The organism is Methylovorus glucosotrophus, from assembly GCF_009858335.1.
Lineage (GTDB): Bacteria > Pseudomonadota > Gammaproteobacteria > Burkholderiales > Methylophilaceae > Methylovorus > Methylovorus glucosotrophus.
On record NZ_VMSE01000001.1, the window covers coordinates 2030201 to 2045182 of the forward strand.

Consider the following 14982-nt stretch of genomic DNA (forward strand, 5'->3'; position numbering starts at 1 on the left):
GGCCATACACGACAAAAAGGCTACCGCATTCCACACGCTGCGCTAGCCCAAGCTGTTTGTACCTCACGATTTATCTGGCATGCATATCCTGATCTCAAGCCGTTCCCTCATGGCCTGCCTGCTTGGCAGCCTTGCCGTACTGCCAGGCCCCGCGCTGGCCGTCGGCGATATCACTGACATCCCGCTGGAACAACTGGTGGAAACGGATGTGCAGACGGCTGCCAGCATTTCGCAGCAGATCAGCCAGTCGTCCTCCGCCGTCAGCATCGTGACGGCTGAAGACATCAAGCTGTTCGGTTACCGCACGTTGGCCGATATCCTCGCCAGCATGCGTGGCCTGCAAGTGTCCAATGACCGCCAGTATGACTACATGGGTGGCCGCGGATTCGGCCGCACTGGCGATTATCCCGGGCGCGTCATGCTGCTGATCGATGGTTTTCAGGCCAATGACAACCTCTACAACTCGGCATACCTCGGACAGGATGGTCTGCTGGATACCGAACTGATCGAGCGCGTGGAATATGTATCAGGGCCGGGGTCCGTGACCTATGGCAACGGTGCCTTCTACGGCATCATCAACATCATTACCAAAACCGGCCAGCAATTTGACGGCACCCAGGTCAGTACCGAGTTTTCCAGCTATCAGGGACGCAAACAGCGCATTACCTATGGCAAAGTGCTGGATAACGGGGCGGATGTGCTGATGTCCGCCTCCACCTTTTACAGCGCCGGGCAAAACCTGTATTTCAAGGAGTTTGCCAGCGGCGGCAGCGATGGCGTGGCCCGTGATCTGGATGGCGAACGCAATCGCCGCTACTTCATCAAGGGCAGTTACGAACAATGGTCGCTGGAAGGCGGCTACGTCTCCCGCTACAAGGATGACCCCACGGCCGCCTACAGTGCGGATTTCAACGCCAAACCCAGCAGCCTGGGCGACGCCAGTGGCTTCCTCAATCTCAAATACGATGACACGCTGAGCCCGGTACTCAAGATGTCGTTGCGTACCTATTACGGCCAATACCGCAACGCTGGCCGCTACATGTATGACGGCGAGCTGTTCAGCGAACGCGGGATCGGCCGCTGGTGGGGCACGGATATCAAGTTCGTGGATACGCGCTTTGCCGGCCATCGCCTGCTCATGGGCGCGGAGTATCGCCAGGATTATCAGCAGGATTTCGAGTTGCCGACAGGCACCCTGCATCGCCAGACGCAGACGGTCAGCAGTTATATTCAGGATGAATACAGTATCTCGCCCCGGCTGACATTGAATTATGGCGCCCGGCTGGACCTGGGCAATGATCATCTGCACCAGGTTTCGCCGCGCGCCGGCCTGGCCTATGAGCTCAGTGGCATGACGACGCTGAAAGCCTCCTACTCCACCGCGTTCAGGCGGCCCAATGTCTACGAAAAGTACTACAGCGACCGCACCATACAGCGCGAAAACCCCGACCTGAAAAACGAGCTGGTCAAAGCCTATGAGCTGGTGCTGGAACATCGCCCGCTGCCCAATATCCGCATCCTGAGCTCGCTGTACCACTATCAGACCCAGCGTCGCATCGGCGAAACCTACGTCGATGGCAACACCCTGCAGTATTTCAACTGGCCAGACAGCCATGCCCGTGGCGCCGACATCGAGCTGGAACAGCACTGGGACAATGGTGCCTATATGCGCGCCAGCTATGCCTGGCAGGATAACCGCGACGATAGCGGAAAGCAGATGATCAACTCGCCGCGCCACATGGCGAAAAGCAGTGTTTCCTATCCGCTTCTCGGGCCGCGCCTCAATTCCGGCCTGGAAGTGTTGTACATGGGGCAGCGCCCGGACGATAGCCGGGCTACCCTGCCCTCCTACACACTGGTGAACCTGACACTGGTATCGCGTCAGGTGATCCCCAACCTGGAAGTCTCGGCCAGCCTGAAAAACCTGCTGGATCGTGATTACGCCGTGGCCGCTTCCAGCTACATGCTTCCCGACCGCATCGCACAGAACAGCCGCACCTTCTGGCTGCAATGCATCTACGACTTCAAGTGATGCTGACCCGCCGCGCGTTCCTGTTGCTTGCTGCCTCCCTGCTGCCCATCCTGCGCAGCCACGGAGAGGATGTGATCCCGATCAGCGATATGCGCGCCGCCTACCTCTATAACTTCGCGGTATTTACCGAGTGGCCGGACAATGGCCGCGATACGCTCAATATATGTCTGCTGCCCGGCCAGGCCACGCTGGTGAATGTGCGCCTGCTCGCCAGCAAGCAGATCAACGGCCGTACCCTGCGCATTATCGAACCCATGCAGCGTGACACCGACGAATGCCAGCTGCTTTACATAGGCAAGGCCACGGACTCCGGCACCCGTCAGATGCTGACAAGGCTGGCAGGCAGCCCGGTGCTGATCGTAGGTGAAGGCAGCCAGAGCCAGGCCATGATTCAGATGAATGTGGAAAACAAACGCCTCAGCTTTAATGTGGACCTGGTGCAGTCCAGGCGCGCCAACGTCACCATCAGTTCCAAACTGCTGAGGCTGGCCAAGACCGTACGCAAGGAAGACGATGGCACATAAAGGTTTCAACATCAGCTCGATACGCACCAAGCTGCTGATTTTACAATTCATCGTCACGGCAACCGCCTTGATCGTGGTGTTTGCCGTCATGCTGGTATTTCAGTATCAGAGCGCATTGACCGATATCGAGAATGACCTCAATGCCCAGGCCGAGATTCTGAAAAGCAACCTCAGCGCCGCGGTGGCATTTGAAGACAAAAAAACCGCAGACGAGATACTGTCCAGCCTGCGACTGGTGCCCAGCATCAATCGCGCCGAAGTCTACCTCTACAACGGTAGCCGCTTCAGCCATTACGCCAAGGAAGCGAATCCGGATGCTCCGGATATTCGCATCCCCTATACCGGGCTGCATCGCATGAACCGGCGTTATGAACTGATACTGGAACAAAAGCCGCTGGCCATTCTGTATATCGAGATCAATCTCAACAAGCTGAATGCGCGCCTGGGGCTGTTTGCCCTGGTGGTGTTGATGGCGGGTCTGCTTGCCATGCTGGCTGCGCGCCTGATTGCGGCACGGCTCAATCTGCTGATTACCGAACCATTGAGTTCGCTCACCACCTTTGTCAGCCGCGTTTCCGCCGAGCAGAACTACGGCTTGCGTACAAACATGGCGCGGCGTGACGAATTCGGCACCCTGGCCAAAGGCATAGACGGCATGCTGCTGAGCTTGTACAACCATGGCAAGCGCCTGGAAGATGAACTCTCGCAACGCAAGCTGGCCGAAGAGCAGCTGGATAAACTCGCCTACTACGACACGGTCACGCACCTGCCCAACCGGCATTTCTTCAATGAACAACTGACGCTGATGCTGGAACATGCGGCCCAGCGCCAGCAAAGCTGCTACCTGATGTTTATTGATCTGGATAACTTCAAGAGCGTAAACGATACCCTGGGGCATCTGGCCGGTGACAGCCTGTTGCGGGAGGCTGGCAGTCGCATACTGCAAACCCTGGTGCCGGGCAGCATCCTCTGTCGCATAGGCGGCGATGAGTTTGCCATTATCCTGCGCGATCAGCCGCTATCGGCGATTGACGCCACCGCCAGCGCCATCATCGCCTTGTTCTCGGAAAAGTTTGTCATTAACGCGCACGAGGTATTTGTCGGTGCCAGCATAGGCATCAGCAACTTCCCCGCCGATGCCGACCATGTATCCGGGCTGTTGCGCAATGCGGATACTGCCATGTACTGGGCCAAGGCCGATGGCAAAAACACCTTCCGCTATTACTCGCGTGAGCTGGAAGACTCAGCGCACCAGCAGGAAAAGCTGATGTCCATGCTGCAAAAAGCCCTGCCAGGACATGAGCTGGAGCTTTACTACCAACCCATCATTGCGCTGGAAACCCGCAAGATCGTCGGTTTCGAAGCCCTGTTGCGCTGGCACCAGCCGGAGTTGGGCAATATACGCCCCGATGTCTTCATCCCGCTGGCCGAAGCCTCCGGGCTCATCATGCAGATTGGCGAGTGGGTACTGGAAACCGCCTGCCTGCAGGCGAAAGCCTGGCAGGAACGCTACGCAAGCGGTCTGATCATGAATGTGAATTTTTCAGGTCGCCAGTTCCACCACCCGAATATCGTGCAGAACATCGTCAATATGGTGAACAAGGTCGGGCTTGACGCCAGACTGCTCAATATCGAACTGACGGAAAGCGTGCTGATGGATCAGTCCAGCGTAATGATCGAAAAAATGCACATGCTGCGGCAGGCCGGGCTGGATATCGCCATTGACGACTTTGGCACCGGCTACTCATCCATGAGCTATTTGCGGCAGTTCCCCATCAATACCATCAAGATCGATCGCAGCTTCATCAAGGGCTTGCCCGATGATCCGGAAGGCAGCGCCATTGCCCAGGCGATACTGGCACTGGCAAAAACACTCAAGCTGAGTGCGGTGGCGGAAGGGGTGGAAACGCAAGCCCAGGCCGAATTTTTGCGGGCAAATGGCTGCGAAAAAATCCAGGGCTATCTGTTCAGCCCACCGGTGACGGCAGACGATGCCGAGCGGCTGATTTGCCAGCAGCTCGGCCGGGATATGGCTTAATTAAGGTCTTGCCAAAGCCCGCTTAACGCTTGGTGGCAGGGCGACGTGAACGCGGCGCGGGGATATCCGCATCCTGACGAATGCGGCGTGATTGCGCAGGTTTGCGCGCCGGGCTGGTGCTGGTTTTTCTGCCATCGGCACGGCCTGCTGCATCCGGGCGAGCTCCATAGGCTGGACGGCCTGTTGTGCCCTCAGCGCGTGGCTCACGTTCAGGCGCTGCGCGGCGGGCTTTAGGAGTAAATACCTGCCCGGCTTTCTCTTTTTCACGCGCGGTACGCTGACGCAACGGCGCTTTTGGCAAAGGCAAGCCAGCCCACTCCAGCAAGCCCAGCACTTCCTTGGGATCAAGATTCAGCATCTGGCCTCGCTTCAGGCGTGGTGGCAGATTGACCGGGCCAAAGCGCACGCGCATCAAACGGCTGACCGGCTTCTGGAAAGCATCGAACAAACGGCGCACTTCACGGTTACGGCCTTCACGCAGAATAACCTGATACCAGTGATTGGCACCTTCACCGCCCTGGGGGCGAATACTGTCAAAACTGGCCGGGCCGTCTTCCAGCTCAATGCCTTGCGTCAGCTGCAGCATTTCACCTTCGGTCAGCTCGCCAAAAATGCGTACGGCATATTCGCGCTCCACTTCATAGCGCGGATGCATGAAGCGGTTAGCCAATTCGCCTGAGGTAGTGAAAATCAGCAAGCCGGAGGTATTGATATCGAGACGGCCAATGGCAATCCATTTGGCACCGCGCACACGTGGCAGCTTGTCGAATACGGTAGCGCGTTTTTCCGGGTCATCCTGACTGACGATTTCGCCTTCAGGCTTGTGGTAGATCAGCACCTGGGCCAGCTCGGCCTCAAATGGCAGATGCACCGGGCGGCTATCAAAGCGCACCACATCGCCAGGCACCACGGCAGCACCTACCTCGGCCACCTTGCCGTTGATGGTGATGCGGCCGCTCAGGATCAGCTCTTCCATCTCACGACGTGAGCCCAGGCCTGCCAACGCCAGCAGTTTGTGCAGGCGCTGTGGCACTGCATCCGGATCGGTACTGACGGAAGCAGTGGGTTTGATATTGCCGGGGTTGCGTTGCTGTTTGAAGGGACGTGCCATCTGAATCTTGCCTGAATAATTAAGTGCTTATTATACGGGCAACCAGAGCGCTAAAAAATTAAAACTTGCAGGAGCTACTCGGGTTGCGGCGGCTCAAACAGAATATCCTGCTGGCTGAAGTTCTCCATCGCGGGCAATTCAGACAGCGAGCGCAGGTTGAGGTCATCCAGAAAGGTCTTGGTGGTGGCATATAACGATGGCCGCCCCGGCACATCGCGCTGGCCCACCACATCAATCCAGTTGCGCTCGATCAGCTGGCGCATGATGTTGGGGTTGACCGCCACGCCGCGAATTTCCTCGATATCACCGCGTGTCACCGGCTGGCGATAGGCAATAATCGCCAGGGTCTCCATCGCAGCCCGTGAGTAGCGCTGCTGGCGCTCGGGACTGATGCGTGAAAGATACAGCGAAAACTCCGGACGCGCCTGAAAGCGCCAGCCGCTGGCCACTTGCACCAGCTCCATGCTGCGCTGCTGCCAGTCAGCCTTCAGCTCATCCAGCAGCATGCGCAAGGTAGCGCGCTCCATGCGACCGTCAAAGGGGCGCAGCAACTCGTCCAGCGAAAGCGGCTGCCCGGCGGTGAGCAAGGCGGCTTCCAGTATTTGTTTCATTTGCGCGGTATTGAGCGGTTCCTGCAACACGCTATCGCTCCTGTGCTTGCAAATAAATGGGCGAAAATGAAGCCTGCTGGGTGATCTTGATCAGCCCTTCGCGCGCGAGCTCGAGTATCGCCAGGAAATACACGACCAGCTTGGGCAGGCCGTCATTCACCACATCAAACAGGTCCATGAATTCCACCATGCTATCGCGCTGCAATCGGCGCAACACCAGGCTCATGTGCTCGCGCACCGAGAGTTCGGCGCGGCCGACCCGGTGGTGTTGAAAATGGCTGGCTCGCTGCAATACCGATTGCCAGGCCGCCACCAGGTCTTCAAAACTGATGCCGGGCGGGCCTGCCACGGCAATCTGCTCAAAATAGGCATGTGCCACCACGATCTCCTGCCCGACCTGTGGCATCTCATCCAGGCGCTGGGCGGCTAGCTTGATGGCTTCGTATTCCATCAGGCGGCGGACCAGCTCAGCGCGTGGATCATCTTCCTGCTCAATATCCGCGGGCTTGGGCAGCAGCATGCGTGACTTGATCTCGATCAGCATGGCGGACATCAGCAGATAGTCAGCCGCAAGCTCCAGTTTGGTAGCGCGCATCTTTTCCACATAGTCCATGTACTGGCGCGTGAGCTCCGCCATGGGAATATCCAGGATATCCAGATTGTGTTTGCGGATCAGGTAAAGCAGCAGGTCCAGCGGCCCTTCAAAGGCCTCCAGATAAACTTCCAGCGCATCGGGCGGGATATAGAGATCCTGCGGGATGGTATCGAGTTGCTCGCCATAGATACGAACGTCAATTGCGAGCTGGGTCTGCATCAGTGAGCCACTGCGCGCGAAAACACGTGAATGACGATGACACCGCTGATGATGAGCGCAATGCCGAGTATGGCCGGCCAATCCAGCGATTGCTTGTAGAACACCCAGCCCAGGATGGCCACCAGCACGATGCCGACGCCAGCCCAGATGGCATACATGATGCCAACCGGAAACACGCGCAGGCTCACCGTCATGAAATAAAACGCAGTGCCATAGCCTGCCACCACCATGAGCGAGGGCACCAGGCGGGTGAAGCCCTCGGTGGATTTGAGGGCCGTGGTGGCAATCACCTCAGCGATAATTGCAATACCAAGCGCAAGCCAGTGGTTCATATCTGCTTCAAGAGTAATTCAGGCCCATGACCTCGCGTACATCCCGCATGGTCTCGCGTGCCAGCTTGCGAGCACGCTCGCAGCCTTCGGCCACCACGTTCTTGACCAGCATCGGGTCTTCGGCATATTGCGCCGCGCGTTCCTGTATGGGTTTCAGTTCTTCCAGCACGCTCTCGATCACCGGCGTCTTGCATTCAATGCAACCAATGCCAGCACTGCGGCAGCCCTGCTGCACCCACTCGCGGGTTTTGTCGTCGGAATACACTTCATGCAGCTGCCATACCGGGCATTTCTCCGGATCACCCGGATCGGTACGGCGAATACGCGCGGGATCCGTCGGCATGGTCTTGATCTTCTTGGCCACCACGTCTGGCGATTCGCGCAATGAAATCGTGTTGTTATAGGATTTGGACATTTTCTGCCCGTCCAGCCCTGGCATCTTGGAGGCCGGAGTCAGCTTGTATTCCGGCTCCAGCAGGATGATCTTGCCGCCGCCTTCGAGGTAACCCAGCAAACGCTCCTTGTCGCCGAGGCTCATGCCCTGCTGCTCATCAATCATGGCACGCGCGGATTCCAGGGCTTCATCGTCGCCGCTTTCCTGGTAGCGGGTGCGCAGCTCTTCGTACAGGGCGCCGCGCTTGTTGCCCAGCTTCTTGATCGCGGCCTGGGCTTTTTCTTCGAAGCCTTTTTCACGGCCATAGATATGATTGAAACGACGGGCGATCTCGCGCGTGAATTCAATATGGGGAATCTGGTCTTCGCCCACCGGCACCTGGCTGGCCTTGTAAATCAGGATGTCAGCACTTTGCAGCAGCGGATAGCCCAGGAAACCGTAGGTCGAGAGATCCTTGCTGGCGAGCTTTTCCTGCTGGTCTTTATAGGTAGGCACGCGCTCCAGCCAGCTCAGCGGAGTAATCATGGACAGCAAGGTGTGCAGCTCGGCATGCTCAGGCACGCGCGACTGGATGAAAATGGTGGCACTGGCGGGGTCCACACCCGCGGCCAGCCAGTCAATCACCATCTCCCAGACACTTTCCTCAATGACTTCAGGGGTGTCGTAGTGGGTGGTAAGGGCATGCCAGTCAGCCACAAAAAACAGGCATTCATGCTCGTGTTGCAGGCGCGTCCAGTTTTTCAGTACGCCATGATAATGCCCAAGATGTAGATTGCCTGTGGGACGCATCCCCGATAAAACACGCTCAACCGCCATGATGTCTAGAAGTCCAAAAGTGAATTGTTATTTGAATAGCCAAGATATTAAGCTGATCGAGGCGTTTATGAAAGGATGCATGATCTGCGACAGCAGCCCGGTAAACAGCAGCACCAGCAAAATAACAAAGCCATAACGCTCAACGCCTGCGTATTTTTCCGCCAGGTGGTTGGGCAGCAGGCTGACGGCAATCCGTCCGCCATCCAGCGGTGGCAGTGGCAAGAGATTCAGCACCATCAGCACCACATTGATCATGATGCCAGCCTGCGCCATCAGGCTTAAGGGCACGGCCATACTGGGCGATAGCGCAGGGGCAAATTTCCAGATCAGCGCCCAGATGAGGGCCATGATGAGATTGGACGCAGGACCAGCCGCCGCCACCCACAGCATATCTTTTTTAGGATGCCGCAAACGCGAGAAATCCACGGGCACGGGTTTGGCCCAGCCAAACAGGATGCCACCAAAAAACAGGGTGAGCGCCGGGATCAGGATGGTGCCGATCGGATCAATGTGGCGCAACGGATTCAGCGTAATGCGGCCAGCCTGATGGGCCGTCATGTCGCCAAAATAGCGGGCGGCATAGCCATGCGCCGCTTCATGGACGGTGATGGCAAAAATAACGGGCAGCGCATAAATCGCAATTTTCTGGATGAAAGTGAGTTCCATGGCGAACGAGGATTTCCTTAAAAAGTGGAACGTTATTCAGTGAGGCCAAAAGGTGCCAGGCTCCCGGCACCGGCTCTGACCAATATGGGGCTGTCACCGGTGAGATCAATCACGGTGGTCGGCGTGGCGGAACAGGCACCGGCATCAATCACCAGGTCCAGCTGGTGTTCCAGCCGGTCGCGGATTTCCCAAGCTTCATTCAGGACATCTTCCTCCCCCGGCAATTGCAGCGACATGCTGAGCAAGGGCTCATCCAATGCTTCCAGCAAAGCTTGCGTTACGGCGTGATCCGGGACGCGCAGCCCCAGGGTGCTGCGCTTGGGGTGCTGGAGGCGACGTGGCACTTCACGTGTCGCTTTCAGGATAAAGGTGTATTGCCCCGGCGTATTGGCCTTGAGCAGACGAAACTGGCTGTTATCCACCTGGGCATAGACGGCAAGTTCGCTCAGGTTGCGGCAAACCAGGGTAAACAAATGGTCATCGTCCACGCCGCGGATGGCACGTATTCTGTCCTGCGCGTCCTTGTTGCCGACCACGCAGCCAAGCGCGTAGCTGGAGTCGGTAGGATAGGCCACTACCCCACCATTGCGCAGAATCTCCACGGCTTGCGCGATCAGGCGCGGCTGGGGGTTCTGCGGATGTAAAACAAAATATTGGGCCATTCAGACGTGCCTGTCGTTAAAGTGGAGATGCTGCAGAAGGTAAGGGAGCAAGTTTTTCCAGCTCTGGCCAATCCTGCCAGACCGGAGTGCATCCATGCGGGAGATCGGGCAAGCGCCCCATCTCGATATAGGTGTGGCCGGGGCCATGATAATCCGACCCCAGTGATGCCCGCAGGCTGAATTGCCGTGCCAGTTTGCCAAACTCCTGAAACTGATCGGGCGTATGGCTGCCAGTGACGACTTCAATCGCGCTGCCGCCCAGGGACCGAAACTCCTCCAGCAATAACAGCATGTTGGTGCGGCCAAGATCATAGCGGCCGGGATGCGCCAGCACGGCAACGCCACCACTCTCGATAATCCAGCCCAGTGCTTCATCCAGGTCGGCCCAGTGGTGTTCGTAATACCCCGGCTTGCCTTTGACCAGATAGCGCTTGAACACCTTGCGTGTATCGGCGGCATAGCCAGCCTCGACCAGATAGCGGGCAAAATGGGTGCGGCTGATAATGCCTTTGGCGTGCTTATAAGCGCCTTCCAGGCTGCCTTCGACACCGGCCGCCTGCAAGCTCGCTGCCATGCCCTGGGCACGGATATGACGACCGGCCCGAATTCGGGCCAGGCCATCGACCAGCGGTTGGTAGGTCGGATCTATGCGCAAGCCCACAATATGCAGGGTGCGGCGTTTCCAGGTCACCGAGATTTCAACCCCGGAGACAAACTGCATGCCATGCTCATCCGCCACCTGGCGTGCCTCCTCCAGGCCAGCAACATCGTCGTGATCGGTCAGCGAGAGCAGTCTCACCCCCTGGGCTGCCGCATGGCGCACCAGTTCTGCCGGGGTCAACGTACCGTCGGAAACCGTGGAGTGGCTATGCAGATCAATCAAGAAAAGCGTCTCGAAAACATCTTGCAGCACGCCATGTCGGGCTGGCAATGAAGAACATGAAGTGTAAAGTCTTGTGGCACAAGACGAATCATAGCAAAATACCGATAGGGCTAATACCTCACGCATGCAAATGCGGCAACTCATCCTCACGCGTAAGGCTTGTTATGAAGTTTCTTTTTGACCTCTTCCCGGTCATTCTGTTTTTCATTGTCTTCAAGATTTCCGGCATATATGCCGCGACAGCGGTGGCGATGATTGCCACAGTGCTGCAAATCGCCTGGGTGAAGTTCAAGCATGGCAAGGTCGATAACATGCTGATCGCCAGTGGCGTCATCATTATTGTCTTTGGCGGCGCCACCCTGTTTTTGCATGACGAAAATTTCATCAAGTGGAAGCCGACCATACTTTATTGGGTATTCGCTATTGCCATGGTGGTATCGCAGTTTTTCTTTGGCAAGAATGCCATGCGCGCCCTCATGGAAAAACAGGTCACCATGGCGGATAGCGTCTGGAGCAAGCTGAATCTGGCCTGGGCCTTGTTCTTTACCTTTCTGGGCTTCCTCAATCTGTACGTCGCCTTTCACTACTCCACCGACATCTGGGTCGACTTCAAGCTGTTCGGCACCATGGGCCTGATGTTTCTGTTCATCATCGGCCAGACCCTGGTCCTCAACAAATACATGGAAAGCAACGAGTGATGTGGTATGCCATCGTGGCGCAAGATACGCCAGACAGTCTGCAAAAACGCCTGCTGGCCCGCCCGGAACACCTGGCAAGATTGCAGGCCATGCAGGATGCTGGCCGTCTGTTGCTTGCAGGCCCCTTCCCGGCGATTGATAACATAGACCCCGGCCCGGCAGGCTACAGCGGCAGCCTCATCGTGGCTGAATTTGCCACGCTGCAGGAAGCCACAGACTGGGCCAATGCCGATCCTTTTGTGGCTGCTGGCGTGTATGCCGAGGTCAGCGTCAAACCTTTTCGCAAGACCCTGCCCGCCTGATGTCACTTCTAGACGAAATCCGCACACGGCTGGCGGTGCTGGAGCCTGTTGATCTGACCATTCAGGATGACAGCGCCCTGCATGCGGGGCATGCCGGTAACGGCGGTGGTGGACACTTCAATGTGTGCGTTGTCAGCTCGCAATTTAGCGGCAAATCACCCATAATCCGGCATCGGATCGTTTACCAGGCACTCGCAGACTTGATACCCAGCAAAATTCACGCGCTCAGCATTCGTGCTCTCGCTCCCGATGAAAACAATCCCTAATCAACCCCTCATTGAAATGACAAGGAAGTATGAACATGAAAATCACACTTAGAGCCTTGCTGGCCATCGTTGCCATCGGCATTTCCAGCCTGGCGATGGCGGCTGACCCGGCTGTTGCCACCGTCAACGGCAAGCCGATCAAGCAGTCGCTCTTCGATTACATCACCAAGGATGCGGCTGCCCGCGGCCAGAATGTGGATGACAATGTACGTACCGTCATCGTCAACCGCCTGATCAGCAGCGAGCTGATCTACCAGGAAGCGCAACGCAGCGGCTTTGACAAACGTCCTGAGTATGTGGCCAAACAAGAGCTGGCCGCCCGTGAATTGCTGGTCAACAGCTATCTGGAAGACTACCTGAAGAAAAACCCCGTGAGCGATGCTGCGGTCAAGGCTGAATACGAGAAGTACAAGCAGGAAGTCGGCGACAAGGAATACAACGCACGCCACATTCTGGTTGCCAGCGAAGCTGAAGCCAAGGACATCATTGCTCAACTGGGCAAGGGTGCTGATTTCGCCAAGCTGGCCAAGGAAAAATCCAAGGATCCAGGTGGCAAGGAAAATGGTGGTGATCTGGGCTGGTTTGCGCCAGGCAGCATGGTCAAGCCATTCAGCGAAGCCGTCACCAAGATGAAAAAAGGCAGCTACACTGCAGACCCGGTACAAACCCAGTTTGGCTGGCATGTCATCAAGCTGGAAGATGTACGTGACGCGCAACCTATGCCTTTTGAAAAAGTACAGGATGCCCTGAAAAAACAACTGCAACAACGCCAGCTGGAAAAGCTGCTGTCCGATTTGCGCAGCAAGGCGAAGATTGTAGAAAATCCTGCCAAGAAGTAAGTCTGGCTAAGCCCGGAGTTGTTCGGGCCTAGCACTTGGCGCGATAAAAAAGACCTGGCTAGCCAGGTCTTTTTTTATGCGTCGCCCACGTGAACCCATGCTTTTTTATGCATCACTTGCACATGCCGCCGAGTGCTTTACACTGGCATGCATTCGCATTTTTATTCGCTTGCCCATATCCTGATGATGTCCACCATTTCGTATCAAGTTCGCTTAGGTCAGCCCGCCACTCATCTCTTTGAAGTGCAATGCACTATCGCCAAGCCCGATCCTCAGGGACAAGAGGTTTCACTACCAGCCTGGATACCGGGCAGCTATCTGGTAAGAGATTTTGCGCGCCATATTGTCAGCATGGAGGCGATGTCCAGCGGCAAGGCCGTCGAGATCGTAAAAGTCAGCAAACACCGCTGGCAGTGTGCCCCCTGCAAAGGTCCGCTGACCTTGCGCTATCAGGTATATGCCTACGACCTCTCGGTGCGGACGGCCTACCTTGACGACGAACGCGGCTACTTCAATGGCTCCAGCCTGTTTCTCTGTGTGACAGGACAAGAACATGCCCCCTGTCAGGTGACGCTGCATGCTCCCGACATCAAAGGCTGGCAAGTTGGTACCGCACTTCCTGCCATCAAGGTGAATCGCGCCGGATTCGGCTTGTACCAGGCGCCTGACTATCGCGCACTCATCGATTACCCGGTGGAGATAGGCAAGCTCGCTATCGTGACATTCAAGGCCGCTGGCATTCCGCACCGCCTGATTGTTTCAGGCGCGCATCAGGCAGACCTTAAAAGAATAGCCCGCGACCTCAAGACCTTGTGCGAAACGCATATCGGCTTTTTTGGCAGCGCGCCATTTGAGCGCTACGACTTCATGCTGTATGCCGCGGGCGACGACCAGTATGGCGGCCTGGAACATCGCGACTCCACCAGCCTGATCTGCCCGCGCAGCTGGCTGCCATCCACAGGTGCGGAGGCAGATGCCAGCCGTTATCAGGATTTCCTGGGGCTGTGCAGCCATGAATATTTCCATGCCTGGCATGTGAAGCGCATGCGCCCCCAGGCATTTGTGGAACCCGACCTCGGGCAGGAAGCCTACACCCGCTTGCTGTGGGTATTTGAGGGATTTACCGCGTATTACGATACCCTGATGCTGGTACGCAGTAGCCTGATGTCGCCCGAGGAATATCTTAAGGACCTGGCCAAAACCATCACCCGCTACCTGCGCACGCCAGGCCGCCATGTGCAGCGTGTCGATGAATCCAGCTTTGATGCATGGATCAAGCTCTACAAGCCAGATGAGAACACGCCGAATGCGCAGATCAGCTATTACCTGAAAGGCTCGCTGGTGGCACTGGCGCTTGACCTTACCCTGCGCAAGAAAGGCAGCTCGCTGGATATCCTGATGCAAGGCATGTGGCGGGATTATCAGTTAACGGGGGCAGCCATGGCCGAAGAACAGATAGATGCTCTTATCCTGAAACACACCGGGCACGACCTGCGCAAGCTCCTGGACAAGCTGGTACGTGGTACCGAGGACCCCGCCTTCCGCAAGCTGTTTGCCAACGTTGGCATTGATTATCAGGATGAAGCCAAGCCTACTGCCAGCAACAGCCTGCGCAGCGCCTGGGGCTTGCAGCTGGCCAACGAGCAGGACACGCGCATCGCGCATGTCTATCGCAACAGCTCGGCCGAAGAGGCCGGCCTGGCCGCACAGGATGTGATTATTGCCGCCGATGGCATCAAAGCCAGCGCCAAACAGTTACAGGAACAGGTAGCGCGACTGGCTGAAGGCGCCAGCCTCACACTGCATTTCTTCCGCAGAGACCAGCTCAGGAAATGCCGTATCACCAAACGCAGCCAGACCGTGGCGGAATGCAGCTTGCACATGCTGGCGGAGGAGCACCCACTGCGAGCCTTCTGGCTGGCGACAGTGAAGAATTCAGCCAAGCAGCGAGATGGCAAACACAAATCCGGCATGCCAGCTTGAGCAAATTGTGA

General features: G+C 56.9%; 16 protein-coding genes. 8 read left to right on the forward strand and 8 right to left on the reverse strand.

Going from position 1 to position 14982, the window contains the following annotated elements:
- Positions 1-79 precede the first annotated feature (79 nt).
- Genes FNL37_RS09550 through FNL37_RS09560 form a run of 3 tightly spaced genes read left to right on the forward strand, consistent with a single transcriptional unit; the run spans position 80 to position 4594 of the window.
- Positions 80-2032: a TonB-dependent receptor plug domain-containing protein gene (locus tag FNL37_RS09550; protein WP_159355970.1), complete on the forward strand. Its 1953-nt coding sequence runs from the start codon at positions 80-82 to the stop codon at positions 2030-2032.
- Positions 2011-2556 carry a YfiR family protein gene (locus FNL37_RS09555; protein ID WP_244948257.1) on the forward strand — a complete coding sequence of 182 codons (546 nt, stop codon included), beginning with the start codon at positions 2011-2013 and terminating at the stop codon, positions 2554-2556. Before FNL37_RS09550 ends, FNL37_RS09555 begins: the two co-directional genes overlap by 22 nt.
- Complete coding sequence (locus FNL37_RS09560) at positions 2546-4594, forward strand: bifunctional diguanylate cyclase/phosphodiesterase (protein ID WP_159355971.1); 2049 nt, start codon at positions 2546-2548, stop codon at positions 4592-4594. The genes FNL37_RS09555 and FNL37_RS09560 overlap by 11 nt, the downstream gene beginning before the upstream one ends.
- Before the next feature lie 22 nt (positions 4595-4616).
- Here the strand turns inward: FNL37_RS09560 and rluB are convergent, their stop codons facing one another.
- The 8 genes from rluB to FNL37_RS09600 form a co-directional block, all read right to left on the reverse strand.
- Positions 4617-5705 (reverse strand): 23S rRNA pseudouridine(2605) synthase RluB, encoded by a 1089-nt coding sequence (gene rluB, locus FNL37_RS09565; protein WP_013441756.1) that lies wholly within the window; start codon positions 5703-5705, stop codon positions 4617-4619.
- Positions 5706-5779: 74 nt separating this feature from the next.
- Positions 5780-6343 (reverse strand): SMC-Scp complex subunit ScpB, encoded by a 564-nt coding sequence (gene scpB, locus FNL37_RS09570; RefSeq protein ID WP_013441755.1) that lies wholly within the window; start codon positions 6341-6343, stop codon positions 5780-5782.
- Between the two features lie 4 nt (positions 6344-6347).
- A complete protein-coding gene (locus FNL37_RS09575; RefSeq protein WP_159355972.1) occupies positions 6348-7130 on the reverse strand; it encodes a segregation and condensation protein A in 783 nt (260 codons plus the stop codon).
- On the reverse strand, positions 7130-7462 hold the full coding sequence (locus FNL37_RS09580; protein WP_013441753.1) for a DMT family transporter: 333 nt from the start codon (positions 7460-7462) through the stop codon (positions 7130-7132). The genes FNL37_RS09575 and FNL37_RS09580 overlap by 1 nt, the downstream gene beginning before the upstream one ends.
- A 7-nt stretch (positions 7463-7469) precedes the next feature.
- A complete protein-coding gene (locus FNL37_RS09585; protein ID WP_013441752.1) occupies positions 7470-8672 on the reverse strand; it encodes a tryptophan--tRNA ligase in 1203 nt (400 codons plus the stop codon).
- 27 nt (positions 8673-8699) lie between these two features.
- A complete protein-coding gene (locus FNL37_RS09590; RefSeq protein WP_013441751.1) occupies positions 8700-9338 on the reverse strand; it encodes a site-2 protease family protein in 639 nt (212 codons plus the stop codon).
- 32 nt (positions 9339-9370) lie between these two features.
- Positions 9371-10000, reverse strand: a complete 630-nt coding sequence (locus FNL37_RS09595) for an L-threonylcarbamoyladenylate synthase (protein WP_015829710.1) — start codon at positions 9998-10000, stop codon at positions 9371-9373.
- A 16-nt stretch (positions 10001-10016) separates the two neighbouring features.
- The gene (locus tag FNL37_RS09600) at positions 10017-10913 is read right to left on the reverse strand and encodes a 3',5'-nucleoside bisphosphate phosphatase (protein WP_159356192.1); all 897 of its coding nucleotides are present in this window, start codon (positions 10911-10913) and stop codon (positions 10017-10019) included.
- A 134-nt stretch (positions 10914-11047) separates the two neighbouring features.
- Here FNL37_RS09600 and FNL37_RS09605 point away from each other — a divergent pair, with 134 nt between their 5' ends.
- The 5 genes from FNL37_RS09605 (at position 11048) to FNL37_RS09625 (ending at position 14971) form a co-directional block, all read left to right on the forward strand.
- Positions 11048-11581, forward strand: coding sequence for a septation protein A (locus tag FNL37_RS09605; RefSeq protein ID WP_013441748.1), 534 nt, complete (start codon positions 11048-11050; stop codon positions 11579-11581).
- The gene (locus FNL37_RS09610; protein ID WP_159355973.1) at positions 11581-11883 is read left to right on the forward strand and encodes a YciI family protein; all 303 of its coding nucleotides are present in this window, start codon (positions 11581-11583) and stop codon (positions 11881-11883) included. Before FNL37_RS09605 ends, FNL37_RS09610 begins: the two co-directional genes overlap by 1 nt.
- Entirely contained in the window at positions 11883-12149 is a 267-nt protein-coding gene (locus FNL37_RS09615; RefSeq protein WP_159355974.1) for a BolA family protein, read from the forward strand. The genes FNL37_RS09610 and FNL37_RS09615 overlap by 1 nt, the downstream gene beginning before the upstream one ends.
- 35 nt (positions 12150-12184) lie before the next feature.
- Positions 12185-12988 (forward strand): peptidylprolyl isomerase, encoded by an 804-nt coding sequence (locus tag FNL37_RS09620; RefSeq protein ID WP_159355975.1) that lies wholly within the window; start codon positions 12185-12187, stop codon positions 12986-12988.
- A 147-nt stretch (positions 12989-13135) separates the two neighbouring features.
- Complete coding sequence (locus tag FNL37_RS09625; RefSeq protein WP_244948258.1) at positions 13136-14971, forward strand: M61 family metallopeptidase; 1836 nt, start codon at positions 13136-13138, stop codon at positions 14969-14971.
- The last annotated feature ends 11 nt before the right edge of the window (positions 14972-14982 follow it).